Below are 24,695 nucleotides of genomic sequence, written 5' to 3' on the forward strand. Positions count from 1 at the left end.
CTATCCAGCCGAAAGGGCCGTCCTGAAGAGGTTCCGCGGCGAAAATCCGCTGCCTGGCCGGGGATTCCCCGGTATCGTTACCCGGTGACCGAGAGTCTTGATCCGACCGACTGGGCCATCCTGGTCGAGCTGCAGCGCAACGGCCGGATCCCGCTGACCGAACTCGGCCGCCGGGTGAACCTGAGCGCCTCGGCGACCACCGAGCGGTTGAAGCGGCTGGAGGCGACCGGGGTGATCAGCGGCTACCGGGCCGACGTCGATCTGGCGAAGGTGGGTTTCGCGGTACTGGCCGTCGTCCGGCTGAAGTATCCGGGCAACCGGCACGAGCCCCTCCGCCTGCTGATGGAGCGACGACTCGAGATCCTCGAGTGTCTCCGGACCACCGGCGACGACTGCTACACGCTCAAGGTGGCGGCCGGCTCGATGGCGCATCTGGAGGAGCTGGTGAACGAGCTGACCGAGTTCGGCAGCACCACCACGAACCTCGTCTACAGCCAGACCCAGCCCTACCGCGGCCCACAGGCCCCGCCCCCAGAGGCGTGATGCCGGTTGGGCTGGATGAGCAGGAGTGACGCCGCGGGAGGTGCGGGACGGTTGCTGACGTGCGGTCGGTCGGTCGCAGGAGGTCAGTCGAAGAGCGTGGTGGTGACCGGGGTGCCGAGCTCCACGGTGCGGCTGACCGTGCAGAGGCGGTCGTCCGACATCTTCACCGCGCGGGGCAGTGCTTCGCGGGCCTTGTCGCCGTCCTCGCCCTCGGGGAAGGCGATGGTGAACTCGACCTCGAGGTTCTCCAGCCGATTGCCTTCCTCCGGGTCGCGGACCTTGTCGCCGCGGACCACCGCGCGGAACTCGGTCGGCTCGGCCCGGCGGCTCGTCACCACGTCGACGTCGATCGCCGAGCAGGTGCCGATGGCGGCCAGGAACAGCTCCACCGGGGTGAAGTCGGTGTCACCGCCGGAGCCGACCGACAGGCTGCCGCCGCGCACGTTGCGGACCTCGTACTTGCTGTTGGCGGTGCGCTCGAACTGCACCTGCCGGAGGGTGTCGTCGCCCATTTCCGTCACAATCTGTTGCCTGAGGCAACGTCAGAGGGTGGCCAGTGCCTCGGCGGCCGGGGTGTCGCCGGCGATCAGCTCGAGGGTGCGGCCGATCGCCGCCGGGGTGTCGCAGAGGCCGGCCAGCACGAGGGCGACGTCGTCGCGGGTGATGCTGCCGTTCCCGGTCTTGTCGGCGAGCAGTACCAGGCCCGTGCCGGGGTCGTTGGTCAGTGCTCCCGGGCGCAGGATCGTCCAGTCGAGCCCGTCGCGGGCACGCAGGTCGTCCTCGGCGGCCTTCTTGGCCTTGAGATAGATCGTGAAGGTGTCGTCGGGGTCCAGCTCGTCGGCCCGGTCGGCGCCCATCGAGCCGACCTGCAGGTAGCGCCTGACGCCGGCCTGCTCCGCCGCGTCGGCCAGCAGTGCTGCCGCGCCGCGATCGACGGTGTCCTTGCGATCGTTCCCGCTGCCCGGTCCGGCCCCGGCGGCGAAGATCGCGACATCGGCGCCGGTGAGGATCTTGGCCACCTCCTCGGCACCGGCCGACTCCAGATCCAGTACTGCGGCCTCACCGCCGGCCGCGGCGATGTCGGCCTCGTGCGCGGGGTTGCGGACCAGCCCGACCACCGTGTGTCCGTCGGCAGTGAGCAGCCTCGTCAGCCGCAGCGCGATCTGTCCATGTCCACCAGCTATCACGACTCGCATGTCACCGAGCCTAGGTCACCGGCTCCCGGCCCGCCGATCCCAGGGGGCCGGGACCCGCGTCAGGCCTCGTGCCGCAGGATCGGCCGGAGCGCTTCGAGCACCGCCGCGTCCTCGATCGTCGACGGCACGGGTTCGTCACGCCCGTCGGCGATCCCCCGCATCGTCTTGCGCAGGATCTTGCCCGACCGGGTCTTGGGCAGCGCGTCGACCATGGCCACCTCCCGGAATGCAGCGACCGGCCCGATGTCACGCCGTACGGCGGCCACCAGTTCCTCCTGCAGCAGCTCCGGCGAGATCGTCGCGCCGGCCTTCAGCACGACCAGCCCCCGTGGCAACTGCCCTTTGAGCGGGTCGTGCACGCCGATCACCGCGCACTCGGCCACCGCGGGATGTGCCGCGAGGACGGCCTCTATGCTGCCGGTCGAGAGCCGGTGCCCGGCCACGTTGATCACGTCGTCGGTCCGGCCCATCACGAACACGTAGCCGTCGGCATCGAGGTAGCCCGAGTCGCCGGTCAGGTAGTACCCGTCGAAGCGGCTCAGGTAGTTGTCGATGTAGCGCTGGTCGTCACCCCACAGCGTCGGCAGCGCACCCGGTGGCAGGGGTAGCTTGATCGCGATCGATCCTTCCTCCCCGGTGGGCAGTGGGCTTCCGGTGGAGTCGAGCACCTGGACGTCCCAGCCGGGCAGCGGCACCGTCGCCGAGCCGGGTTTGACCGGCAGCGGCTCCAGACCGCGGGGGTTCGCGACGATCGGCCAGCCTGTCTCGGTCTGCCACCAGTGATCGATCACCGGTACGCCGAGCTTGCCGTGCGCCCAGCGGTACGTCTCGGGGTCGAGTCGCTCACCGGCCAGGAACAGCGTCCTGAACGCATCGAGGGGGTACTTCGCCAGCTGCCCCGCCTCGGGGTCGACCTTCTTGATCGCCCGCAGCGCGGTCGGCGCGGTGAAGAGCGCTTTCACGCGATGCTCGGAGATCACCCGCCAGAAGGCGCCCGCGTCCGGCGTACCGACCGGTTTGCCTTCGTAGAGGACGGTGGTGGCGCCGATCAGCAGCGGCGCGTAGACGATGTAGGAGTGGCCGACGACCCAGCCCACGTCGGAGGCGGTCCACCAGACGTCGCCGGGGTGGATGTCGTAGACGGCGCCCATGGTCCAGGCCAGCGCGACGGCGTGACCGCCGTTGTCACGGACGACGCCCTTCGGCTTGCCGGTGGTTCCCGAGGTGTAGAGCACGTAGAGCGGGTCGGTCGCGGCGACCGGAACGGGTTCGGCCGGAGTGGCACCGCCGACCGCGTCGGACCAGTCGAGATCGCGCTCTCCGAGTTCGGCCGTGGCCTGCGGGCGCTGCAGTACGACGGTCGACGAGGGCTGATGGGTGGCCAGCTCGAGGGCTGCGTCGATGATCGGTTTGTACTCCACCACCCGGGCCGGCTCGATCCCGCAAGACGCCGCGACGATCACCTTCGGGGTCGCGTCGTCGATCCGGGCGGCGAGCTCCTTCGGCGCGAACCCACCGAAGACGACCGAGTGGATCGCGCCGAGCCGCGCGCAGGCCAGCATCGTGATCACCGCCTCGGGGATCATCGGCAGGTACACGATCACCCGGTCGCCGTGGCCGACGCCGAGCCGTCTCAGCGCGCCCGCGAAGAGCGCGACCTCGTCGCGCAGTTCGGCGTAGGTGTAGGTGCGGGCCGAGCCGGTGACGGGTGAGTCATAGATCAGCGCGGTCCGGTCCCCGAGCCCCGCCTCGACGTGCCGGTCGAGCGCGTTGTACGACGTGTTCAGTTCCCCGTCGGGGAACCAGCGGTGGATCGGTGCCGCCGAGGTGTCCAGCGCTCGCGTCGGTGGCCGCGTCCAGCTGATCGCGCCGGCCGCTTCGAGCCAGAAGCCCTCCGGATCCGCCAGGCTGCGGCGGTGAACGTCCTCGTACACACCCATCTGGTCGCCTCCATCTCTTCGTGAAGCTCGCACCACGGTAGTCCTGCCCCGCGTGGCAGGGTGGGACACATGACTGTGACCCGTGATGACGTCGAGGCCGCTGCCCACCGGATCGCCGGCCGAGTTCGCCGTACGCCGGTGCTGCGGGTCTCGCCGACGCTCAGCCTCAAGCTGGAACTGCTGCAGCACGCCGGGTCGTTCAAGCCGCGTGGAGCCTTCAACCGGCTGCTGGTCGCCAAGGAGCAGGGAGCGCTCTCCGGGCAGGGCATCGTGACCGCGTCGGGTGGCAACGCCGGGCTGGCCGGGGCGTACGCCGCCCGCGAGCTCGGCGTACCGGCGCGGATCTTCGTTCCGATGACGGCACCCGCAACGAAGGTCGCCCGGTTGCGCACTCTCGATGCCGACGTGGTCCAGATCGGCAGCGAGTACGCCGAGGCGTACGAGGCCGCTGTCGCCGAGGCCGAGCGGACGGGCGCGTTGCTGCTGCACGCCTATGACCAGCCCGAGGTGGTGGCCGGTCAGGGGACGATCGGGTTGGAACTGCTGGCGGAGGCCGAGTTCGACACCGTCCTGGTCGCGGTCGGCGGCGGTGGTCTGGTCGGAGGGATCGCGACGGCGCTCGGCGATCGGGCGCAGGTCGTCGGGATCGAGCCGGAGTCGGCACCCACTTTGGCCAGGACGCTCGACGCGGGTGAGCTGGTCGACGTACAGGTCGGTGGGGTGGCGGCTGACTCGCTCGGGGCGCGGCGGTTCGGGGCGCTGGCTTTCGAGGCCGTCCGGGCCAACGGCGTGCGGTCGGTGCTAGTTTCCGACGACTCGATTGTCGCGGCCCGCGACGAGCTGTGGCGTGAATACCAGCTCGCTGTCGAGCACGGCGCCGCGGTCGCCTACGCGGCTCTGCAGAGCGGCGCCTACCGGCCGGCCGCCGGCGAGCGCGTCGTCGCGATCATCTGCGGCGCGAACACCGACCTCTCGACGATCGGCTGATGCGCGGAACCGGACCGACGATCGGCTCACGTGCGGAACCGGACCGACGATCGGCTGACGCGCGGAACCGGACCGACGATCGGCGGGCTCAGATCACCGGCTTCGGCTGCGCCGTCTTGGAGCGGTCGTCGGACAGCACCCAGGCGGCGAAGACCCCCGCGATGCCGCCGAACAGGTGGCCCTGCCAGGAGATCCCGTCCTGCGGGAGCAGACCGCCGAGCAGGGCGCTGCCCCAGACCAGCACGACGATCACGCCGATCGCGACCTGACCGAGGCGGCGGTTGAACAGGCCGCGCGCGATCAGGTAGGCGGCGAAGCCGAAGACCAGGCCGCTGGCGCCGATCGTGATCGTGTTCGGCGGTGAGATCAGCCAGGTGCCGAAACCGCCGATCGTGGTCACGATCGCGGTCACCGAGAACAGCCGCAGCGCGCCGCTGACCGCGATCAGCGCGCCGAGCGTGACCAGTGGCAGCGTGTTGGAGATCAGGTGCCCGAACCCGAGATGCAGGAACGGCGAGGTCAGGATGCCGAACAGGCCGTCGGGATCGCGGGCGATGATCCCGTACTGGTCGAGCTCGCCGTTCAGCGCGGTGTCCACGGTCTCGCTCAGCCACATCAGCCCGATCAGCGCGACCAGCAGCTTCAGTCCGCTGCTGATCCTGGCGCCGTCGACGACGCCGCGGGTACGCCGCGCTGGGGTCGGGTAGCTCATGCACCAACTCTGCCCGATCCGGCCAAACCGGGGCGCCTCCGGCGCGCGAGCCGTCGCGCGACACGCCGGAAAGTTGGAGTTGCAGGAACCTGCAACTCCGGTCCGGGGTGTGGGCGTGGCGCTGCGTGATCGGATCGGCTCGGTCACACTGGATGACACGATCGCGATACCCGCGGTAACCGGCGGGCGCGATCGCTTCTGGACCGCCTCACACGACCCAGAATCCGGAGGGGATCTCTCGCGATGCCGATCGCTGTCTACGTCCTGGGCCTGGCCATCTTCGCCCAGGGCACGTCGGAGCTGATGCTGGCCGGTCTGCTGCCGGAGCTCTCGGCCGACCTCGGCGTCTCCATCCCGGCGGCGGGGCTGCTGATCTCGGCGTTCGCGGTCGGCATGCTGGTCGGGGCCCCGGTGCTGGCGGTCGTGACCCTGCGGTGGCCGCGGCGAACAGCCCTGCTGGTCTTCCTGGCCCTGTTCGCGCTGAGCCACGTCGCCGGTGCCCTCACCCCGAACTACGAGGTGCTGCTGGTCACCCGGGTGGTCGGCGCGTTCGTGTACGCCGGGTTCTGGGCGGTCGCCGCCGTCACGGCGGTCGGGCTGGTCCCGGTGACGTCGCGCGCCCGGGCGATGAGCGTGGTCACCGGCGGCCTCACGATCGCGACCATCGTCGGGCTGCCGGCCGGCACGGTGATCGGTCAGCACCTGGGCTGGCGGGCGGCGTTCTGGGCGGTCGGCATCCTGTCGGTCTGCGCGATGGCCGGCGTCCTGGCGACCATCCCGCTCGGCCGGCCCGACCCCGCCCGGACTCCCCGCCTCGGCGCGGAGCTGCGCGCGATGGTCAACCCGCGGCTGTGGCTGTCCTACGCCACCACCGCGTTCGTCACCGCCGCGATCCTGGTCGTCTTCAGCTACCTCGCTCCGCTGCTCACCGAAACGACCGGCCTGCACTCCAGCGCGGTGCCGGCCGTCCTCGCCCTGTACGGCGTGGGCTCGCTGATCGGCATCACCATCGGCGGCCGGTACGCCGACGCGATGCCGTTCCACACCCTGGCGATCGGGATCACCGGACTGTGCGCCCTGTCGGTCGTCCTCGCCGTCTGGGCGACCGTGCCGGTGGTGGCGATCGCGACGATCTTCCTGCTCGGCGGCTTCGGCTTCGCGGTCAACCCGGCGCTCAACGCGCGGGTCTTCAGCCTCGCCGGTGACGCGCCGACCCTGGCCACGGCGGTCAACTTCTCCTCGTTCAACGTCGGGATCACGATCGGTCCGTGGCTGGGCGGCCTGGCCATCACCGGCGGCGCCGGCTACCAGACGCTCGGCTGGATCGCAGTCGCGCTCGGACTCGTCGCCCTCGGCACGGTCGTGCTCGCCGTGCTGCTGCCGCTGCCCACGACGACCGGCCGGCCGTCGCCGGTGGACACCACAGTGATGCCCACCGGCCGCCGGACCGAAGCCACCGGGATCTAGAACCCGGCGGTCAGTTCACCGGCCCTCTCGGGTCGAGGTGGCTCGGGTCGAAGTCGGACTTACGGTTGAACACGTACTTGTTCAGCACCCACGTCAGCGCCCACAGACCGACGCCGATGATCATCAGGTAACCGGCGATCTTGTAGTCCTGCTTGGCCCGGCCCGACAGCGGGCTGGCCAGGTAGACGCACAGCACCACACCGAGCACCGGCAGCACCGTGGGGGCGTGGAAGTGCTTGTGCCCGACCTGGTCCCGGCGCAGTACCAGCACGGCGACGTTGACGATCGCGAACACGCACAGCAGCAGGAACGCGGTCGTGCCGCCGAGCGCGGTCAGATCGGCGTACCCGATCAGCAGGAACGCCAGCAGGGTGGTGAACAGGATCGCCACCCACGGCGTCCGGCGGCGGTGCAGGACGCGGCCGAGCGGGCCGGGCAGCACCTTCTCGTGGGACATGCCGTAGAGCAGCCGGCTGGCCATCAGCATGTTGATCAGCGCCGAGTTGGCCACCGCGAACATCGTGATCCAGGCGAAGATCTCGATCGGGAAGTCCGGGGCGCCGGCCTGGATCACCTTCAGCAGCGGCGTGGCGCCCTTGTTCAGCTCCTCCGGAGAGACCAGCGAGACCGCCGAGATCGCGACCAGGACGTAGATGACGCCGGTGACGCTGAGACCGATCAGCATCACCTTGGGGAAGATCCTGACCGGGTCCTTGGTCTCCTCGGCCATGTTCACCGAGTCCTCGAAGCCGACCATCGCGAAGAAGGCCAGCGCGGTGGCCGCGGTCACCGCGCTGAACGGTGACTCGCCGTCGGGGGTGTTGAACTGGGTCAGCCGCGAGGTGTCGCCGTCGCCGTGGGCCAGCGCCCAGGCGCCGACCCCGATCACGATCAGCAGACCGCTCAGCTCGATACAGGTCAGCACCACGTTCGCCTTCACGCTCTCACCGACACCGCGAAGGTTGACCAGGGCAATCAGTGCCATGAAGGCGAGCGCGGTGATCATCAGCACCGTGCCGCGCTCGGGGTCGATCTTGGTGGCCTTGAAGAAGTTCTCCGCGAACGCCTTCGACGCGCTGGAGGCCGAGGTCAGCCCCGAGCACATCACCGCGAAGGTGAGCAGGAAGGTGAGGAAGTGGATCCCGAACGCCTTGTGCGTGTAGACCGCCGCACCACCGGCCTTCGGGTACTTCGTCACCAGCTCGAGGTAACTCGTTGCCGTCAGCATCGCCACGATGAACGCGCACAGGAACGGCAGCCAGACCGCGCCACCGACCTCGCCGGCCACCTTGCCGGTCAGGGCGTAGACCCCGGTGCCGAGGATGTCGCCGACCACGAACAGCAGCAACAGGCCGGGGCCCATCACCCGCTTCAGTTCAGGACGGTCCTTCGTCTCAGCGGGTGCGCTCGCACTCTCGCTCATCCTGCCTCCCAGGTCTCTCGAAGTCGTCACATCGTCCCACCGGATCGGGCTCGGCGCGTGCCGAGGCAGGTCACGGTGTGGTCGCAACGGGTCGACGCCGGGTAACAGTCTTGCCGGGCCGTGCGTGGTGGCGGCTAGAGTCGCGGCGCTGTGGCAACGCGACGAAGGAGGCACGTCTTGGAACCGACCGGCCGGTGGAGGTCCGTCGTTCGTGCTGTCCTGCTGGGCGGTGCGGCAGTGGCGGCCGTACTGCGCCTGACGCGCGCGGGGCTGCTCTTCGTCACGGTCGTCGGCAACAGCATGGAGCCGACCCTCGATCCCGGCGACCGGGTGATCGCTCTCCGCCGGCGGGTGGCGCGGCCCCTGCGGGTCGGCGACATCGTGGTGCTGAAGGCGGACGGCCGCAACCTGATCAAGCGCCTCGCCGCGACCGGCGGGATGGAAGTCCCCGCGGAGCCCGGGCGGACCGTGCCGCCCGGGTCGTTGTGGCTGCTCGGCGACGGGCAGGAGAGCTTCGACTCACGGCACTTCGGTGCGGTCGCTGACGACGAGGTGATCGGCCTGGTGGTCCGCCGGCTGTGGGGAGACCCCCGGCGCGGGTGACGGATCGGCGTACCCGGTGCTCTGCAGGCGGAACAGTTCGGCGTACAGGCCGTCGGCGGCGATCAGGGCGTGATGGTTGCCCTGCTCCACGATCTCGCCCTGATCGACGACCACGATCAGGTCCGCGTCCCGGACGGCGTTGAGCCGGTGCGACACCAGCAGCCGGGTCCGGCCCTGGGTCACCTCCGACACCACCCGATGCAGCTCGTACTCCGCGCGGGCGTCGAGCCCGGAGCTCGGTTCGTCCAGCAGCAGCAGGTCGCGATCGGCGCGCATCAGCATCCTGGCGATCGCCAGCCGCTGCCACTGCCCGCCGGACAGATAGCTGCCGCCGGGCGCTTGGTCTGCTTCGCCGTCCGGTAGCTCGTCGTCCGGCGCCTCGTCGAGGAACATCCGGGTCAGGGCCGTGTCGAAACCTCTCGGCAACGCGTCCAGCGTCGCGCCGAGCCCGACCTGGTCGGCCGCGGTCCGGATCCGTTCGAGGTCGTCCATGGCCGGCAGATCACCGAGGCCGATGTTCGCGCGGGCGCTGAGGTCGTAGCTGACGAAGTCCTGGAAGACCGACCCGATCCGGTTCCGCAACGAAGCCGGATCGAGGTCCCGCAGATCTTCGCCGTCCCACCGGATCTCGCCGCGCTCCGGGTCGTACAGGCGGCAGAGCAGCTTCACCAGGGTGCTCTTGCCCGCGCCGTTCGGCCCGACAACAGCCACCGACGAACCAGCCGGGATGCGGAGACTGACGCCACGCAGGGTCCAGGGCAGGTCCTCGCGGTAGCGGAACCAGACATCTTGCAGTTCGACACCGCTGCGCAGCGCCGGCGCTGTCTTGCCTTCCCGGACCGGCAGGTCCGGTTCGAGGGCGAGCAGTTCGTCGAACCGGCCCAGGGTCAGCGCCAGTTCGTCGAAGCGGGCGACCAGGACAGCGAGTTCCGCCGTACCGGCAGTCACGGCGGCCAGGGCCGCCAGGAACAGTACGACGTCGCCGGCGCCGAGCTGGCCGGACGCGACCGAACGGGCGACCCAGACCAGCGCGATCGCGAACGGCACCACCGAGACCAGATCGAGCCCGATCCGGGCCACCGCCATCCGGCGGTCCATCCGGCGCTGACCCCGGTGGGTGGTCGCCAGTTCGGCCATCATCAGGTCACGGAAGTAGCGGCCGAGACCGAACAGCCGGATCTCCTTGGCCGCCGCGGCCTGGGTCTGCAGCATCGAGTAGAACAACTGCTTACGCTCGGCCGGACTCAGCTCGGCCTGCAACGAGAAGCGTTCCCGGCTCAGCCGCAGCTCGACGAGCAACTGCGGCACGGCGGCGAGCACGGCCAGCAGCGTGATGAGCGGATGGATCAACCACAGCGCCACCAGGAACCCGGCCAGCGTGATCACGCGCTGCACGGTCCCGGTCAGCGTCCGCAGGATCTGGGTCGGGGCGTACTCCCCCGCCTCCAGCGCGAGCCGCAGCTTGTCGTGGAAGGCCGGTTGCTCGAAGTAGCCGAGGCCGGCGAACCCGTTGACCTTCGTGAACAGTTTCTCCTTGGTGGCAGCCGCGACTCGCCGGCTCAGCTCCGACTCCGCCAGGTTGAGCAGAGTGGGCACGAGCTGTGACACCGCGGTCGCCGCGATCAGGCCGACGGCGATACCCACCAGGACGCCGAGCCGGGCCGAGTCGGTGATGGCGTCGATCAGCGCCTTGGTGAGCCAGCCGATCGCCACCGGCACGGCGCCGAGCAGCACCGCGCCGGACAGCACCAGCCCCGACCGGATCGGATCGATCGCGAAGACGAGCCGGACGGCCGCCGCCGCCCGGACGACGAGGGTCGCGGCCCGCCGGACGATCGCCGTCAGCACGCTGGTCAAGACCGGATCGGTACCGCGGCCGCGATCTCGTCGAGATCCCCACCGACCCTGGTGACCCGGCCGTCGGCGCCGACCAGCACGTAGTTCGGGTACATCGCGATCCCGAGTGCCTGATGGATCGCGCCGTCGGCGGGGTGCTCGACGATCACCCGGGCGTGCGCGCTGAACTCCCCGACCAGCGTGCCGCCGTCGCCCTCGTCGTCCGCGATCACCACGATGCCCGCCTCGCCGCGCCGGCGGCGGGCCTCGAGCATCTCGATCAGCCGCGGCCGCGCGGCCTCGCAGCCACCGCAGCCGGGCGCGGCGAACGCGATCAACGTCTCGGTGGACCGCAGATCGGCTTCGGTCAGCTGACCGTCGGTCGCTTCGGTGGTGAAGTCCGGTACGGGCGCGCCGACCCTGATCTGCGGCAGCACCGACAACGGCGCCGAACCGTCGAAGTCGCGGAGCAACTCGTCGTGGCGGCGGAGCTTGCGGATCACCGCGGTGGTCAGCAGCAGGTTGAGCACCAGGAGGAGACCGAGCAGAACGAGAGCGGCCACGAGAACAGGCGACATGGGGGAATCTCCTCAGCGCGGAAAGACAGGGTCAGGAAAATAGCGTCAGGAAGCGAACAGGGCGATCAGGTGGTCGAGCGAGATCGCCACCGCGGCCAGGACCACGGCGATGGCGGCGACCAGGAGCATGACGGCCGGCTGGGACCAGGCACTGCCCAGGTCGCCAAGGAGAACAATGGCAAGAGCCGTGCCGGCCAGCGCCGTGAGGACCACGTTGCGGACGACGTGCGGCCAGCCGAGATCGGCTTTCACCGCTCCGAAACAGGCGCAGGGCAACGGCGCGGGCGCTCTGGCCGAACGCAGCGCGACCAGGGCGAACGCCGCGAACAGCACGACCGCGAGCGCGAGGCCGGCCGGGAGCGTGGCGGGAACGAGGCTCGCCACCGCCGCCAGCAGCTCGGCGCCGATCACCGTCCAGGCGACGGTTCTGCTGACACCGCGGGGTACCAGGGTGCCGACCGCGGTGACGAAAGGTCCGGGATCCCGGACCTTCGCCACCGCGGCGGTGCCCAGCACGACCGCGATCAGCAGTCCGACACCAGTGGAGAACAGTGTCATCGTGACGACCGCTGGATGCTGGAGTCGATCAACAGACGTGCTGCGTCCGGCGGCAACCGCTGCGGAGCCAGCGACGCTCGCACACGTCGTAGTAGCAGGTGCTGCACTGAACGAAGCGGCCTGAGCTGTCGCAGTAGCTACAGGCGCCACGCGGCTGCTCACAAGGTGCGGCGGCGGCTTCCGTCGTACCGAGTGTCTTGCTCAGCATCCAGTCGCCCATGCGGGTGAGAACGGACATGAACCCTCCTTCAAAGCTGTCGGGGCGGACGGCTGGTCACCAACCGCCCGGCAAATTTTGGCCGAGGATAGTCAGCTGATCGCAGGAAGGTAACGGCCAACCCGAAAGATCACTGACCAATCGATGCCAGCGGCACCGATCGGCCGTCGGCCGGTGACGGGGAGTGAAGCTAGCCGTGTTCCACCACGGTGAGTGTCCAAGCTGCACCGGTTCGTTCGAGCTCGGCGTTCCAGCGCTCGGCGATCAGCTTGTGCAGAGCCTTCGGCGTACCGGGGTCCTTGCCCGACTCGAGCAGGTGACGGGCGACCAGACCGCGGGTGTGTTTGGCGTTGTGGGAGACCACCGAGCGGACTCCCCCACGCTCCCGCACGACCGAGACGGACACCCACTTGGCCGCCTGCTGGCCGGCCGGGCGCCAGGCAGCGGCGTACGTCGACGAACGGCAGTCCACGATCACCGAGTCTCCGGCGGCCTGCTCCAGCGACGCCGCGAGCGGATCGCGCCAGACCGACGCGAGCGGGCCGAGCCCGGGCAACGTCGTCCCCATCGACAGCCGGTACGCCGGTACGCGGTCCGCCATCCGCAACGCGCCCCACGCCGCCGACGTCACCAGCAGCCGCGAATTGGCCCGGCGTTTCGTGCCCGCCGGCAGGGTCGAGTAGCCGAGGGCGTCGTACAGGACACCGGAGTACAGCTCCGAGACCGGCACCGACGGCTCCGATCGCCAGCGGGTGTTCCGCTCGACTTCGCTCTTCAGCGAAGCGCCGACCCCCAGTACGCCGTACGCGTCATCGGTGGAGCTCAGCTTGGCCAGCGTCTCCAGGACCGACTCGCGGACCGCGTTGAGCTCCGGGAACGACAGCGCCGGCAGATCCACCGCTTTGCCGCGGGCGCGACCGGTCTTGCCCTCCGAGGGCGGCAGCAGGATCAGGGTCACGTCAGCTCGTCCAGGGCGGCCAGGTCCTCGAGGGTCGGCACCCACAGCCCGGCCGCGACGTTCTGCTCGATCTGCTCGGGTGTGGTCGCGCCGGCGATCACCGACGAGACGGCCGGCTGCGCCGCGAGCCCACCGATGGCGACGTCCAGCAAAGTGAGGTCACGCTCGGCCGCGAAGGTCTCCAGCGCCTCGATCTTGTCGAAGTCGGCGTTGGCCAGCCGGTCGGGCATCTTCGCCAGCCGGGTGCCGTCGGGGGCCTCCTGACCACGCTTGTACTTGCCGGTCAGCAGCCCCGAGGCGAGCGGGAAGAACGGCAGTACGCCGATCCCGAGGTGCTCACACGCCGGGATCAGCTCGTCCTCGGCCTCGCGCTCGAGCAGGTTGTAGCGGTTCTGCGCGCTGACGAAGTGCTCCGAGCCGTTGGTCCGCGCGGCCCAGTCGGCGTCGACCACCTGCCAGCCGGCGAACTGTGAGCTGCCGAGATAGCGAACCTTGCCCTCGGCAACGAGCTCCGACAGCGCGGCCAGCGTCTCCTCGATCGGGGTGACCGGGTCCGGCACGTGCAGCTGGTAGAGGTCGATCCAGTCCGTGCCGAGCCGGCGCAGGCTCGACTCGACCGCCTTGCGGATGTAGCGCCGGGAACCGCGCACCCCCCAGTCCGGGCCGTTCACGCCTTTCATGTCGCCGCCGAACTTGGTCGCGATGATCGCCTCGTCGCGCCGGGCCAGCAGCGACTTGCCGAGGATCTCCTCGCTGGCGCCGCGGTCGCCGTAGACGTCGGCGGTGTCGAACAGCGTGATCCCGGCGTCCAGCGCGGCGGTCACCACGGCGGCCGCCTGGTCGCCGTCGATCCGGCCACCGAAGTTGTTGCAACCCAGGCCGACCACACTCACGGTGAGGCCGGAGTCACCCAGCTGGCGGTACTCCATCTCGGTCATGAGTGAACTGTATCGAGGCCGGTGCCGGACGGTGGGCGCGACGTTGGCACGACGGCATAGAGTGCTCGGCATGCCGAGTCTCACCGTCGACGGCGCCCGCACCCGGGCCGCCGCGCTGTCCGTCCACTCCTACGACGTCGACCTCGATCTCACCCAGGGCGAGCAGACGTTCGGATCGACCACCAGGATCGTCTTCTCCGCCGCCGAGCAGTCCAGCTGGCTGGACGTCAAGCCCGGCGAGCTGCTCTCGGTCACGCTGAACGGGACGCCCGTCGACGTGGCCGGCCTGAGCGACGGCAGGCTAGCGCTGCCCGGTCTGACCGCGGAGAACGAGCTCGTCGTGGTCGCCTCGATGCTGTACTCCCACGACGGTGAGGGCCTGCACCGCAGCGTCGACGCCGCCGACGGCCTGACCTATCTGTACGCGATGTCCTTCCTCGACGCCGCGCCCCGGATCTTCGCCTGTTTCGACCAGCCGGATCTCAAGGCGCCGTACCGGGTGACGGTGACCGCGCCCGAGGAGTGGATCGTGCTCGGCAACGGCGCCGCGACCCAGGTGTCGCCGGGCCGCTGGGAGCTGGCCGAGACCAAGCCGCTGTCGACGTACTTCGTCACGCTGGTCGCCGGGCCTTACCACCAGATCCTCGGTGAGCACGACGGCATCCCGCTCGGCTTGGTCTCGCGGCAGTCGCTGGCCGAGGCACTCGACCGCGAGGCCGAGGACCTGTTCGAGGTGACCGGTCAGTCGTTCGACGAGTTCCACCGGCTGTTCGGCTACCGCTACCCGTTCGGCGAGTACCACCAGGCCTTCGTGCCCGAGTTCAACGCCGGCGCGATGGAGAACCCGGGCTGCGTGACGTTCCGCGACTCGATGGTCTTCCGCTCCGCGGTCACCGACGGGGAACGCAGCAGCCGGGCCCGCACGGTCGTGCACGAGATGGCCCACCAGTGGTTCGGCGACACCGTCACCATGAAGTGGTGGAACGACCTGTGGCTGAACGAGTCCTTCGCCGAGTACATGGCACACCGGGTCTCCACCGCCGCCACCCGCTACACCGACAACTGGATCGACTTCGCCTTCATCCGTAAGTGGTGGGGCCTGCAGGCCGACCAGCGGTCCTCGACCCACCCGGTCGCCGCCGACGCGGTCAAGGACGCGCTCGGCTCACTCGACGACTTCGACGGCATCTCCTACGCCAAGGGCGCGGCGGTGCTCAAGCAACTGAACGCCTACCTGGGTGACGAGGTCTTCCTCAACGGCGTCAAGGCGCACATCGAGGCCAACGAGTTCGGCAACGCGACCTTCGCCGACCTGGTCGCGAAGTGGACCGAGGCCGGCGCGGTCGGCCTGGAGAACTGGGCCCAGAACTGGCTGCGGACCCCTGGCGTCGACACCATCACCGCCGAGCGCACGGCCACCGGCGTGAAGCTCCACCGCACCGCGCCCGCCGGCTACCCGGCCGACCGTCCGCACCAGCTGACCATCGGCGGGTTCGACCAGGACGGCCGGGGCAGCTCGGTGCCGGTACTGCTCGACGCCGACGTGGTCGAGGTCGAGCTGGACCCGTCGATCGCCGTCGTCGTACCGGACGCGGGCGACGACACCTGGGCCAAGATCCGCTTCGACGCCGAGAGCCTCGGCAAGCTGGCCGCGGTGATGCCGAAGATCGAGGACGGCGTCACCCGCGCCGTCGTCCTGAACGGCCTGCGCGACGCCACCGCCGACGCCGAGCTCGACCCGCGGCTCGGCTTCGACGTCGTACTGGCCGCACTGCCGGCCGAGACCAGTGACATCGCAGTCCAGACCATGGTCGGCTGGGTGCGGTCCCGCCTGCTCGGCAGCTACCTGCCGGTCGAGCCCTACCGCGCGCGGATCGCCGAAGTGCTGACCGAGCGGCTCGGCTCGACGCCGGCCGGGAGCAGCCTGCAGCTCGCCGTCGCGCGGGGAGTCGTCCGGCTCACCGACGACGTGGCACTGCTGTCCGGGTGGCTCGAGGGCGACGGCGTACCGGAAGGGCTGGCGGTCGACGCCGATCTGCGCTGGCTGATCACGCTGCAGCTCGCGACCCTGGGCGCCGTCGACGATGCGGGCATCGACGCCGAACTGGCGCGCGACAACTCCTCGGAGGGCATCGTGCACGCCACCCGCTGCCGCGCCGCGCTGCCGACGGCCGAGGCCAAGGAACGCGCCTGGGCGCAGATCACCACCGACGCCGAGATCGCCAACTACGAGCTGTACGCCGCGTGCGAGGGCTTCTGGCAGGCCAACCAGCAGGAGCTGACCGCGCCGTACGTCGACCGGTACTTCGCGGAGATCGCGGGGACCGAGAAGTTGCGCTCGGGCTGGGTGGTGGCGTGGAGCTCGAACCTCGCCTTCCCGGCGTACGCGATCGACGAGCGGGTGGCCGGGCTCGCGGCCGGGCTGGCCGCCGACGAGAACGTGCCGGCCGGGATTCGCCGGGCGGTCGGCGACAACCACGACGACCTGGTCCGCGCGCTCGCGGTGCGGGCGGCGTACCCGGTGGGCTGAGCAAGGAAACGACCGGTTTGCGGAGGTTCGCCGTCGTGCTCACTCGCCGTTGTGGCTAGTGTGACTGGTGTGACGGCAAGGACCCTCCTGAGCAGGCCGGCTGGGGTTTTGTGACGTAACCTCCACAATGACCGGCGGGCACGGCGCGCCGGTCTTGGTCGGGGCGCAGGTATCGGGAGAGACTGTCGAGAACCGCACAGGAGAACAAAGGCAATGCGCGAGGCGAGGCTCGTTGGCCTGAGTCAGGATGGCAAGCAGCTCATCCTGTCGATGGCGGAGACGGGTGAGGAGTTCGCCGTTCCGGTCGACGACCGGTTGCGTGCGGCCCTGCGCGGCGACCGTGCCCGACTCGGCCAGCTGGAGATTCAAATGGAGAGCGCGCTCCGCCCACGAGACATCCAGGCCCGGATCCGAGCCGGTGAGAGTCCCGAAGCGGTCGCTGCCGTCGCGCAGATGCCGATGGAGCGGGTGATGGCCTTCGCCGGACCCGTCCTGGCCGAGCGTGATCACGTCGCGAGCCTGGCCCAGCGTGCCTCCGTCCGCCGGCGAGGTGGCGGCGACGCCCCGACCCGTAACCTGGGCGCCTGGGTGTCCGAGCGGCTGCGCATCCGCGGCGTCGACCCGGCCTCGGCCGAGTGGGACGCCTGGCGGCGCGACGACGGCCGCTGGGCGGTCCGGGTCTCCTACTTCGCCGAGGAGAACGACGAGAAGGTCGCCATGTTCGCCTACGACGCTCCGGGGCGCTACGCCGTACCGGACGACGACGAGGCGCGCTGGCTGGTCGGTGAGCAGGTGCAGGTGATGGCGCCGCAACCCACCTCGGAGCGACGGCTCACCGCGGTCGCCGACTTCGATCTGAGTCTGGCGCCCGACCACAGCGCGGACAGCTACGAAGCCGGGTTCGAGGACACCATCAGCCTGCCGCGTGGCCGCGCGGCCCAGGCCGACCGGGACGCGAACCGTGACACCGGCCGGGGCTTCGGCCGCGACCCGGAGTACGGGACGGCTCGTGATGTCGAGCGCAGCGCCCGCCGGGTTCACTCGGTGCCGAGCCCGGACGAAGAACCGACCCTGATCAACGTACCGATCGAGCCGCCGCCCTCACTGCGGCCGGCCGTGCGTGCGGTCGAACGCCCGGCCCAGCTCCCGGTGGAAGCACCCCCGCTGTCGCCGCCGGAAGAGCGCGCCGCGGCGCCCGAGAACCGCTTCACCGAACGCCGCATGCCGCCGCCGGACTCACATGCTCCCGAGCCACGCCAGCACGAGCAGTACCGGCCGGAGTCGCGCGATTCAGACCGGCGCGAGACCGACTGGCGCCAAGCCGACCGACGCGACGAGGACCGGCGAGACGCCGACTGGCGCGAGGCGGAGCGACGTGAAGCCGACCGCCGCGAAGCTGACCGACGTGACGACGAGTCGCGTCGAGCAGAGGCGCGCCTGGCCGAGCAGCGCCAGACAGAGCAGAACGAGTCAGAGTCGCGGCACTCGGGCGACCGCGAGGCAGACGTCCGGCACCCCGAGGGACGCGAGGGCGGACGCGAGTCCGACCTACGTCACCCGGACGGGCGCCAAGGGCAACGCGACTCCGAACTGCGCCACCCGGATGGGCGCCAGGGTCAGCGCGACTCCGACCTACGCCACCCAGACGGACGACAGGGTCAGCGTGACTTCGAGCTGCGACACCCGGGCGGTCGGCAGGGGCAGCAGGAGAACGAACTGCGGCACCCGGACGGGCGCCAAGGCGCTCGCGAGTCGGAGCTGAGGCAGCCGGACGGTCAGGGGCAGCGCGAGTCCGAGGTGCGGCAGCCGGATGGGCGCCGGTCCGAGGTGCCGACGTTCGACGAGCGGCGGAGTGAGCAGACCCGCCGCGAGCAGGCGAGGCAGGAGCAAGCGGAGGTCGAGCAGGCCAGGCAGAATGCGTCGCCTGCGACGCCGCAGCCGGGCCAGCCTGAGCGTCAGCAGAAGCCTGCAGCCGTCCAGGCACCAGCATCTGCCGAGCCCACGCCTGGCCTAGCAAGCACTCCCGCCGCAGCGAAGACGTCCACCGACTCAGCTAACCCAGCTGCGAAGGCGCCTGCCGCCTCGGGTGCTGCGAACGCTCCCGCCGAGCCCGCAGCGGCACCGCCCGCCGAAGAGAAGAAGAAGCCGGCCAAGCGAGGCTCCAAGCGCGCCAGCGTGCCGAGCTGGGACGAGATCATGTTCGGGAAGAAAGCCGACTAACTGCGGAGCGCCAGCACACACCAAGTCGGCTGAAGCCGACCGCGGCCTGCCTGCGAAGGCTCAGGGCAGAAGCTCCGAGAGAGCTTGGTGTGTGGTGGCGAACCGGCGCTACTCCTCGGTTGGCCGGGCGGTGCTGTGCGCCCCGTGGACACCTGTCTCAGAGTGCGGGCGTTGTTTGGCAGCAGCGGGACCGACCTGCCATGATCTTCCGCATGCGGATCACCCTCTGTTGTCGCTGTTGTTGTCGCTGACGCGCGCCGTCTGAGGCGCGCGAGGCCCTGTCCATTCCCAGGCCCGCCCGCCGACACCAGCCCTACAGGATTCCCGCAGATGAAGCTTTCCGCTTTGGTCGACCTCCTCGCGTCCCGAGGTCTCCGCCTGCTCCCCGGCTCCCACCCCGTTCCGGTCGAGCTGTACGTCGAACTGCCCGACGCGAGCCTCGCGCGCTTCACCGCCCGCGGCAGGACGCTGCGGTTGCGGCACTACTCCCCCGACGCGCTCACGTCGGTCGTGATCGCCGCCGAGTGCGGCTGCGGCGACCATCACCCGCAGACCGGCCCCGACCGCGTCACCCTCAGCGCCTTCGCGACCCCGTTGTCCGAGCACGTCCTGGACGGCGAACTGCTGTTCGGCTGGACCGCCCACGAGGCCGGCTCGCTGCGCCTCGCGGACGCGGTTCCGCACTTCTTCACCCTGCTTCCCCTGCTGGCGGCCGAGCGCACCCTAGCCGTCGTCGCCTGAGCCTTCGCCGGTCAGCGGGGTCGAAGGGCTCGACGTCGCCACGTAAGCGAGACCGTCGTACTCCTTGGCCAGCAAGGTGGGCGCGAAGTGCAGCTTGTACGTCCAGCGCTGGACATAGGCCCCGAAGCTGCGGAACATCTGCGGTTCGGCCAGCCAGCGCCGGACCGCCTCCGGTGCCTCGCCGGCGCCGCGCAGATCCAGGAAGTGATCGCCCGGCGTCGCCGCGGCGAGCTGCCCCTCCAGCGCGTTGAAGCCGCCGCGATCGATGCTGTTGGCAACAATCGGGCCGTCCATCGGACCCGGCCACGGACCGGGGCGCAGCCGCCGGGCACGGAACGCGCCGGACCCGAACAACAGCGCCACCGCGTAGTACTCCGCTCCGAACCGCTCCCGCAGGTGCTGACCCATCGGACGCAGCTCCGGCGACTGCCGGCCGGCCGCGAGATGACCGTTGTGGGCCCAGACCGCGATCCGCCGCGACGGGTCTTCGTCGGCCAGCCACACGATCGCGTCGGCCAGGTAGGCATCCCGTACGGCGAACACCGTCTCCGCAGGATCCTTGTGCTCCTTGGGCCGGCTGACCAGGTCGCCGACTCGTTCCAGGATCCGCGCGTGCCGCACGACCTCCGCCGAAGCGCCCTTGGCCTCCAGGAACGGGATCAACTGCTGTGCCTCCTTGACCACCAGCCGCTCAGGATCAGGCGCCGACCCCGGTGGCGCCGCCGCCAGCGAGCCGAAGCCCTCCTCGAACGCCGCCAGCCGGTCAGGCACCGACTCGGCCAGGAACCTCCGTACCGCGGCCACCGATGCCGAACAACGCTGCGGATCGATCCCCACGAAGCCGATCTGCTCAACCGCAGGACGGCCCGAGTTGTAGGAGCGCATCCACTCGACCAGCGCGACGACCTCCTCGGTGCGCCAGGTCCAGAAGCCCAGCCCGTCCACCACTGTCGCCGCGTCACCGGCGCCGCCGCGCACGTAGGCGTCGACCGCCGGAGTGGCCGATTCGCTCGCCTCCATCGCCAGCACCGAGTAGCCCAACTCGGTCACCAGATACTCGAAGAGCCGGTGCTTGAGCTGAAAGAACTCACGTGTCCCGTGCGTGGCTTCCCCGAGCCCGACCACTCGTACGCCGGCCAGGGCCTTGCCCAGCGGAGCGAGATCCTCGGTGGAGTGCCCCGCGACCAGACTCGCCAACGGGTGCGCCGTACCGGACAACCACTGCTGGATCTCGGCCGAGCTTTCGTTCGTCACCGGAAAAGCCTATCCAGCCGGGCCGGTGACTCGGCTCTTGAATAAGTAACACGCATGGTTTAACTTACACGCACCCTGCTCCTGGGCCCGCCACCTGGAGGTTCCTGTCATGTCCTCACGACGCCTGCTAGCGGGATTACTGCCCGCTCTTCTGCTCGGAGGCGTGCTCGCCGCGCCTCCGGCACACGCGGCATCGATGTACCCGAGCGGCGTCGGCGCCGATCTCGGCGCCACCCCGACCACGCTCGGCGTGAAGCCTTCCGCCGGCGCGGACCCGGCCGGTCTGCGGACCGGCACGGAGCAGGGCCGCACGTTCTGGCGTACCGACCAGGCGGCGAACACCAGCTACTTCACCTTCGACGTCGACGGTGACTACGTCGACGAGCTGAACACCGACGACGTGGTGGTCACCGTGACCTACCTCGACAGCGGCACCGGCACGCTCGAGCTTCAGTACGACGCGGCCGCGAACCCGGCGGCGCGGGCGGACGACGTACAGCTCAAGAACACCGGCCGCTGGCAGACCGGCACCTTCACCCTGAACGACATCGCCTTCGACGACCGGCTCGGGGGCGGCGACCTGCGGCTGCAGGGCAGCGAGGACATCACCGTCGCCGGGCTGCGGATCAGTACGGCGGGAGCCGCGGTCGAGTTCGGCGCCTCCCCCGCGCAGAACGGCATCTCGGTCCGGGCCGGTGATCGCCCGGAGAATCTGGTCACCGGCGTCCAGGACGGGCGGGGCTACTGGCAGACCGACCGCACCGCGCCGGCGCCCGGCACGAACTTCTTCTACGCGAACGTGTCGGACACCTACCTCTACGACAACCGCAACCTCGTGCTGGTCAGCATCGACTACTTCGACCAGGGCAACGGGCAGTTCGGGCTGCACTACGACTCCCCCGGAGCGACGATCCCGGAGATGTTCAAGAACTCCGAGGTGATCAGCTACGGCGACACCAGGACCTGGAAGACCCACACCTTCGCCCTCGGCGACGCGGTGCTGACGAACCGGTCCAACGGCGCGGACTTCCGGATCCACAACGGTGACGGCGCGGTGGACCTCAAGGTGGCCGCGGTCCGCGTCGCGAAGGTCGCGACCGTGCTCGACGTGACCGAGGGCCTGGGTGATCTGATCGACCAGGCCGCCCGCGTGCAGCGCGCCGCGCGGGAGGGAACGCGCGACGGTCAGTTCCCGGCCGGCAGCCGGGCGACTTTCCTGCAGGCGATCAACGATGCCCACGCCGTCGCGGCGACGCCGGGTGTCACCGACGTCCAGGTCAAGGCCGCGCTGCAGACGCTGCAGGCCGAGCTGGATGCCTTCGGCGCCCTGGTGATCGACACGAACTTCGCCGCCACCGGTACGGCGACCGCCAGCAGCGGCACTGCTCCCGGCAACGCGAACGACGGCAACCACCAGACGACCTGGACGAGCGGCGCCGGTGATGCCTGGCTGCAGGTGGACCTCAAGACGAAGCGTGCCGTGAACGACGTGCGGGTCGAGTGGGCGCAGACCTCCTCGCCCGACTACACCGTCCAGGTGTCGGACGACGGCAGCACCTTCACCACCGTCGGCCGCACTGGTTCCCCTGGTGCGAACCAGTTCAGCAAGACCCGCTTCGCCACCACCGAGGCGCGTTTCGTCCGCGTCGCGATGACCGGTGCGGACAACTTCACCGTGAAGGAGCTCGAGCTCCGCGAGTCACCCGTCGTCTCCCCGAAGCCGAAGCTCGTCGACACCGACAACCGGACCGAGGACACGGTGGTCGCCGACTTCGACGCGACCGAGTTCGGCGCCGACCGTACCGGCCGCGTGGACTCGACCAAGGCGATCCAGAGCGCGATCTACGCCTGCCAGGACGCGGGCGGCGGCACGGTCTGGCTGCCGGCCGGCAAGTACCGCGTCACCGACACCGTCGAGGTGCACGCGTTCTGCACCCTGCGCGGTGACCGGCGCGACCCGGACAAGCCCGGCAACCACCACGGCGACTACGGCACCACCGTCGTCGCGGACCTTGCCTCGGGCAACGACGGGCCCTCACTGTTCCGGATCGGCGGCTCGGCCGGCGTGATCGGCGTGACCACCTGGTACCCGCGGCAGAACGCGACCACTCCGGTGCCGTACAACTACACCTTCGAGATCCCCGGCGGTGCCTGGATCGGCAACGAGAACTACATGATGTCGACCGTCTCCGACGTCACCATGCTCAACTCCTACCGCGGGATCGGGATCAGCACCTTTCCCAACGACAAGGGCAACGCGCCCAGCTCCGGCCAGGTGCACGAGTCGTCGACCATCCGCAACGTCCGGGGTACCGCTCTCTTCGAGGGCGCCCGCGCCTACAACGGCGCCGACGTCGGCACCTGGGAGAACGTCACCTTCAGCAACGCCTACTGGGCCGCCGCCCGCTCCTTCGACCCGCCTGCGCGCGCCACGCTCGACGCCTGGACCCGGGCCAACGGCACCGGGCTGGTCCTCGGCGACCTCGAGTGGGACCAGTTCCACAAGATCACGCTCTCCGACTACAAGATCGGCATCCACGTCGTCGCGGGTCAGCGGGCTCAGTTCACCGGCAGCTTCCTGCAGCCCGACGTACGGCGTACCGGGACCGCGCTCAAGGTCGACGTGATGGACGACCGCTGGGGGCTCACTCTGGCCGGCGGGCATATCGAGGGCGACCAGGCGATTCAGAACGATTCGCGCGGCTACGTGAAGGTCACCGGTACGGCGGTCAACGGGACGGTCGCGGGCATCGTGCATCGGATGGCCGGCACCGCTCCGACGTACACGGCCCGGCCGTTGCCCAGCCCGGCCGAAGACGCCCTGTACGTCGTGAACGCGCCGCACGGAGTCGGCTACCTCCCGGCCGCGGATGCAACCAGCGCGGTACAGAAGGCTCTCGACACGGCCGGCCGCGCCGGGGGCGGCATCGTGTATCTGCCGGCCGGCTGGTACCGGATCAGCACCCACCTCAGGGTCCCGGCGAAGGTGGAACTGCGCGGCGCCTCCGCCGTCCCGAACAGGGATCAGGGCGGGGCCAGCGGCGGCACTGTCCTGCATGCCTTCGAAGGGCGCAACACGGCCGCTCCGGACACCGCGACCGCTCTGATCACGCTGGACGGCAAGAAGTCGGGCCTGCGTGGACTGCGGGTGTTCTACCCCGAGCAGAACCCGGGCAAGGCCGAAGGAATCGTCGCCTACCCGTACGCCGTACGTGGCAACGGCGCTGCCACGTACGTGGTGAACTCGGGCTTCCCGAACGCGTGGAACGGGATCGACTTCACCACCCACCGCAACGACGGCTTCGTCGTCCGCAAGGTGGCCGGTGCGTTCTTCGACCACGCGATCGCCGTCGGGCGCAGTACCGGCGGGCGGATCGAGGGGGTCCTGTCCAACGGCAACGCGGTCACCCGGATCGGCTATCAGGAGCCGAACTGGATGAACGAGGGCAGCATCTTCGAGCTGGTGATCGACAAGTACATGCGCAAAGCGGCCAAGATCGTCACCGTCGACGGCGCGACCGGGCTGACGCTGTTCAACGTGTTCGCCTACGGCTTCCACGACGGACTGGTCGTCAACGACGGTCAGGTCGACGCGTTCAACCTCGGCACCGACAACCTCGGCGAGGGCGGCTTCACCGTCAAGGTGGTCAAGGGTGACGTGGAGGCGACCAACCTGGCCCGCTACAACGGCGCGACCAGCACCGGGCCGGTGAAACTGCACAACGTGATGGTGATCAACGTCGTCCAGCGGCGCGTCTCGGTCGCCACGACCGGCGACGGGACCGCGACGATCGCCGGCAACCAGTCCGAGCCGGGGACCTACGAGGTCGGCGCGCAGGTGACCGTAACGGCGGCGCCCGGATCGGATAGCGTTTTCCAGAACTGGACCGTGGACGGCGTGGTGGTCTCGACCGAGCCGTCGTACCGCTTCACGGTGGCCGCGGACCAGGTGCTGACGGCGAACTTCACGACGGGGTAACCACCGAAAGGGCGA

Annotated in this window: 20 protein-coding genes; 8 read left to right on the top strand and 12 right to left on the bottom strand. The window is 70.0% G+C overall.

Going from position 1 to position 24,695, the window contains the following annotated elements:
* Positions 1-84: 84 nt before the first annotated feature.
* Positions 85-543, top strand: coding sequence for an Lrp/AsnC family transcriptional regulator (locus tag OX958_RS18380; RefSeq protein WP_270129979.1), 459 nt, complete (start codon positions 85-87; stop codon positions 541-543).
* Positions 544-626: 83 nt separating this feature from the next.
* Here the strand turns inward: OX958_RS18380 and OX958_RS18385 are convergent, their stop codons facing one another.
* Genes OX958_RS18385 through OX958_RS18395 form a run of 3 tightly spaced genes read right to left on the bottom strand, consistent with a single transcriptional unit; the run spans position 627 to position 3,679 of the window.
* A complete protein-coding gene (locus tag OX958_RS18385; protein ID WP_270129981.1) occupies positions 627-1,055 on the bottom strand; it encodes an OsmC family protein in 429 nt (142 codons plus the stop codon).
* Between the two features lie 30 nt (positions 1,056-1,085).
* On the bottom strand, positions 1,086-1,739 hold the full coding sequence (locus OX958_RS18390; protein WP_270129982.1) for an SDR family oxidoreductase: 654 nt from the start codon (positions 1,737-1,739) through the stop codon (positions 1,086-1,088).
* Between the two features lie 59 nt (positions 1,740-1,798).
* Complete coding sequence (locus OX958_RS18395; protein ID WP_270129983.1) at positions 1,799-3,679, bottom strand: propionyl-CoA synthetase; 1,881 nt, start codon at positions 3,677-3,679, stop codon at positions 1,799-1,801.
* 69 nt (positions 3,680-3,748) lie between these two features.
* On the opposite strand from OX958_RS18395, the gene OX958_RS18400 reads away from it, so the two are divergent.
* Positions 3,749-4,666 carry a threonine/serine dehydratase gene (locus OX958_RS18400; RefSeq protein ID WP_270129984.1) on the top strand — a complete coding sequence of 306 codons (918 nt, stop codon included), beginning with the start codon at positions 3,749-3,751 and terminating at the stop codon, positions 4,664-4,666.
* 88 nt (positions 4,667-4,754) lie between these two features.
* Here the strand turns inward: OX958_RS18400 and OX958_RS18405 are convergent, their stop codons facing one another.
* On the bottom strand, positions 4,755-5,378 hold the full coding sequence (locus OX958_RS18405; RefSeq protein WP_270129985.1) for a rhomboid family intramembrane serine protease: 624 nt from the start codon (positions 5,376-5,378) through the stop codon (positions 4,755-4,757).
* A gap of 243 nt (positions 5,379-5,621) precedes the next feature.
* Between OX958_RS18405 and OX958_RS18410 the strand changes: the two genes are divergently transcribed.
* A complete protein-coding gene (locus tag OX958_RS18410; protein WP_270129986.1) occupies positions 5,622-6,845 on the top strand; it encodes a Cmx/CmrA family chloramphenicol efflux MFS transporter in 1,224 nt (407 codons plus the stop codon).
* Between the two features lie 10 nt (positions 6,846-6,855).
* Here the strand turns inward: OX958_RS18410 and OX958_RS18415 are convergent, their stop codons facing one another.
* Positions 6,856-8,268 (bottom strand): APC family permease, encoded by a 1,413-nt coding sequence (locus OX958_RS18415; RefSeq protein ID WP_270129987.1) that lies wholly within the window; start codon positions 8,266-8,268, stop codon positions 6,856-6,858.
* A gap of 177 nt (positions 8,269-8,445) precedes the next feature.
* Here OX958_RS18415 and OX958_RS18420 point away from each other — a divergent pair, with 177 nt between their 5' ends.
* The gene (locus OX958_RS18420; protein ID WP_270129988.1) at positions 8,446-8,871 is read left to right on the top strand and encodes a S26 family signal peptidase; all 426 of its coding nucleotides are present in this window, start codon (positions 8,446-8,448) and stop codon (positions 8,869-8,871) included.
* Here the strand turns inward: OX958_RS18420 and OX958_RS18425 are convergent.
* The 6 genes from OX958_RS18425 to OX958_RS18450 all read right to left on the bottom strand — a co-directional run bounded on the left by OX958_RS18425 (position 8,788) and on the right by OX958_RS18450 (position 13,956).
* Positions 8,788-10,719, bottom strand: coding sequence for an ABC transporter ATP-binding protein (locus OX958_RS18425; RefSeq protein WP_270139088.1), 1,932 nt, complete (start codon positions 10,717-10,719; stop codon positions 8,788-8,790). The two genes, OX958_RS18420 and OX958_RS18425, sit on opposite strands and share 84 nt — an antisense overlap.
* A 5-nt stretch (positions 10,720-10,724) precedes the next feature.
* Positions 10,725-11,285 (bottom strand): TlpA family protein disulfide reductase, encoded by a 561-nt coding sequence (locus OX958_RS18430; RefSeq protein WP_270129989.1) that lies wholly within the window; start codon positions 11,283-11,285, stop codon positions 10,725-10,727.
* Positions 11,286-11,330: 45 nt separating this feature from the next.
* Positions 11,331-11,843 (bottom strand): MauE/DoxX family redox-associated membrane protein, encoded by a 513-nt coding sequence (locus OX958_RS18435; protein WP_270129990.1) that lies wholly within the window; start codon positions 11,841-11,843, stop codon positions 11,331-11,333.
* 28 nt (positions 11,844-11,871) lie between these two features.
* Positions 11,872-12,081: a hypothetical protein gene (locus tag OX958_RS18440; RefSeq protein WP_270129991.1), complete on the bottom strand. Its 210-nt coding sequence runs from the start codon at positions 12,079-12,081 to the stop codon at positions 11,872-11,874.
* Positions 12,082-12,250: 169 nt separating this feature from the next.
* Positions 12,251-13,018: a YaaA family protein gene (locus OX958_RS18445; protein ID WP_270129992.1), complete on the bottom strand. Its 768-nt coding sequence runs from the start codon at positions 13,016-13,018 to the stop codon at positions 12,251-12,253.
* The gene (locus OX958_RS18450) at positions 13,015-13,956 is read right to left on the bottom strand and encodes an aldo/keto reductase (protein WP_270129993.1); all 942 of its coding nucleotides are present in this window, start codon (positions 13,954-13,956) and stop codon (positions 13,015-13,017) included. Before OX958_RS18450 ends, OX958_RS18445 begins: the two co-directional genes overlap by 4 nt.
* Positions 13,957-14,026: 70 nt before the next feature.
* Between OX958_RS18450 and pepN the strand changes: the two genes are divergently transcribed.
* The 3 genes from pepN to OX958_RS18465 all read left to right on the top strand — a co-directional run bounded on the left by pepN (position 14,027) and on the right by OX958_RS18465 (position 19,447).
* Positions 14,027-16,486, top strand: coding sequence for an aminopeptidase N (gene pepN / locus OX958_RS18455; RefSeq protein ID WP_270129994.1), 2,460 nt, complete (start codon positions 14,027-14,029; stop codon positions 16,484-16,486).
* 213 nt (positions 16,487-16,699) lie between these two features.
* On the top strand, positions 16,700-18,706 hold the full coding sequence (sepH, locus tag OX958_RS18460) for a septation protein SepH (RefSeq protein WP_270129995.1): 2,007 nt from the start codon (positions 16,700-16,702) through the stop codon (positions 18,704-18,706).
* 330 nt (positions 18,707-19,036) lie between these two features.
* Positions 19,037-19,447: a hypothetical protein gene (locus tag OX958_RS18465; RefSeq protein ID WP_270129996.1), complete on the top strand. Its 411-nt coding sequence runs from the start codon at positions 19,037-19,039 to the stop codon at positions 19,445-19,447.
* Here the strand turns inward: OX958_RS18465 and OX958_RS18470 are convergent.
* Positions 19,430-20,701 (bottom strand): erythromycin esterase family protein, encoded by a 1,272-nt coding sequence (locus OX958_RS18470; RefSeq protein ID WP_270129997.1) that lies wholly within the window; start codon positions 20,699-20,701, stop codon positions 19,430-19,432. The two genes, OX958_RS18465 and OX958_RS18470, sit on opposite strands and share 18 nt — an antisense overlap.
* A gap of 109 nt (positions 20,702-20,810) precedes the next feature.
* On the opposite strand from OX958_RS18470, the gene OX958_RS18475 reads away from it, so the two are divergent.
* Positions 20,811-24,680 (top strand): glycosyl hydrolase family 28-related protein, encoded by a 3,870-nt coding sequence (locus OX958_RS18475; RefSeq protein ID WP_270129999.1) that lies wholly within the window; start codon positions 20,811-20,813, stop codon positions 24,678-24,680.
* Positions 24,681-24,695: the final 15 nt, after the last annotated feature.

Source organism: Kribbella sp. CA-293567 (assembly GCF_027627575.1).
GTDB lineage: Bacteria > Actinomycetota > Actinomycetes > Propionibacteriales > Kribbellaceae > Kribbella.

What these genes read in the sequence shown, in the direction of transcription:
- OX958_RS18465 (WP_270129996.1), top strand. Translation starts at nt 19,037, where the DNA reads ATGAAGCTTTCCGCTTTGGTCGACCTCCTCGCGTCCCGAGGTCTCCGC.
- OX958_RS18440 (WP_270129991.1), bottom strand. Translation starts at nt 12,081, where the DNA reads ATGTCCGTTCTCACCCGCATGGGCGACTGGATGCTGAGCAAGACACTC.
- OX958_RS18385 (WP_270129981.1), bottom strand. Translation starts at nt 1,055, where the DNA reads ATGGGCGACGACACCCTCCGGCAGGTGCAGTTCGAGCGCACCGCCAAC.
- OX958_RS18410 (WP_270129986.1), top strand. Translation starts at nt 5,622, where the DNA reads ATGCCGATCGCTGTCTACGTCCTGGGCCTGGCCATCTTCGCCCAGGGC.
- OX958_RS18450 (WP_270129993.1), bottom strand. Translation starts at nt 13,956, where the DNA reads ATGACCGAGATGGAGTACCGCCAGCTGGGTGACTCCGGCCTCACCGTG.
- OX958_RS18395 (WP_270129983.1), bottom strand. Translation starts at nt 3,679, where the DNA reads ATGGGTGTGTACGAGGACGTTCACCGCCGCAGCCTGGCGGATCCGGAG.
- OX958_RS18475 (WP_270129999.1), top strand. Translation starts at nt 20,811, where the DNA reads ATGTCCTCACGACGCCTGCTAGCGGGATTACTGCCCGCTCTTCTGCTC.
- sepH (WP_270129995.1), top strand. Translation starts at nt 16,700, where the DNA reads ATGCGCGAGGCGAGGCTCGTTGGCCTGAGTCAGGATGGCAAGCAGCTC.
- OX958_RS18430 (WP_270129989.1), bottom strand. Translation starts at nt 11,285, where the DNA reads ATGTCGCCTGTTCTCGTGGCCGCTCTCGTTCTGCTCGGTCTCCTCCTG.
- OX958_RS18390 (WP_270129982.1), bottom strand. Translation starts at nt 1,739, where the DNA reads ATGCGAGTCGTGATAGCTGGTGGACATGGACAGATCGCGCTGCGGCTG.
- OX958_RS18435 (WP_270129990.1), bottom strand. Translation starts at nt 11,843, where the DNA reads ATGACACTGTTCTCCACTGGTGTCGGACTGCTGATCGCGGTCGTGCTG.
- OX958_RS18415 (WP_270129987.1), bottom strand. Translation starts at nt 8,268, where the DNA reads ATGAGCGAGAGTGCGAGCGCACCCGCTGAGACGAAGGACCGTCCTGAA.
- pepN (WP_270129994.1), top strand. Translation starts at nt 14,027, where the DNA reads ATGCCGAGTCTCACCGTCGACGGCGCCCGCACCCGGGCCGCCGCGCTG.
- OX958_RS18405 (WP_270129985.1), bottom strand. Translation starts at nt 5,378, where the DNA reads ATGAGCTACCCGACCCCAGCGCGGCGTACCCGCGGCGTCGTCGACGGC.
- OX958_RS18400 (WP_270129984.1), top strand. Translation starts at nt 3,749, where the DNA reads ATGACTGTGACCCGTGATGACGTCGAGGCCGCTGCCCACCGGATCGCC.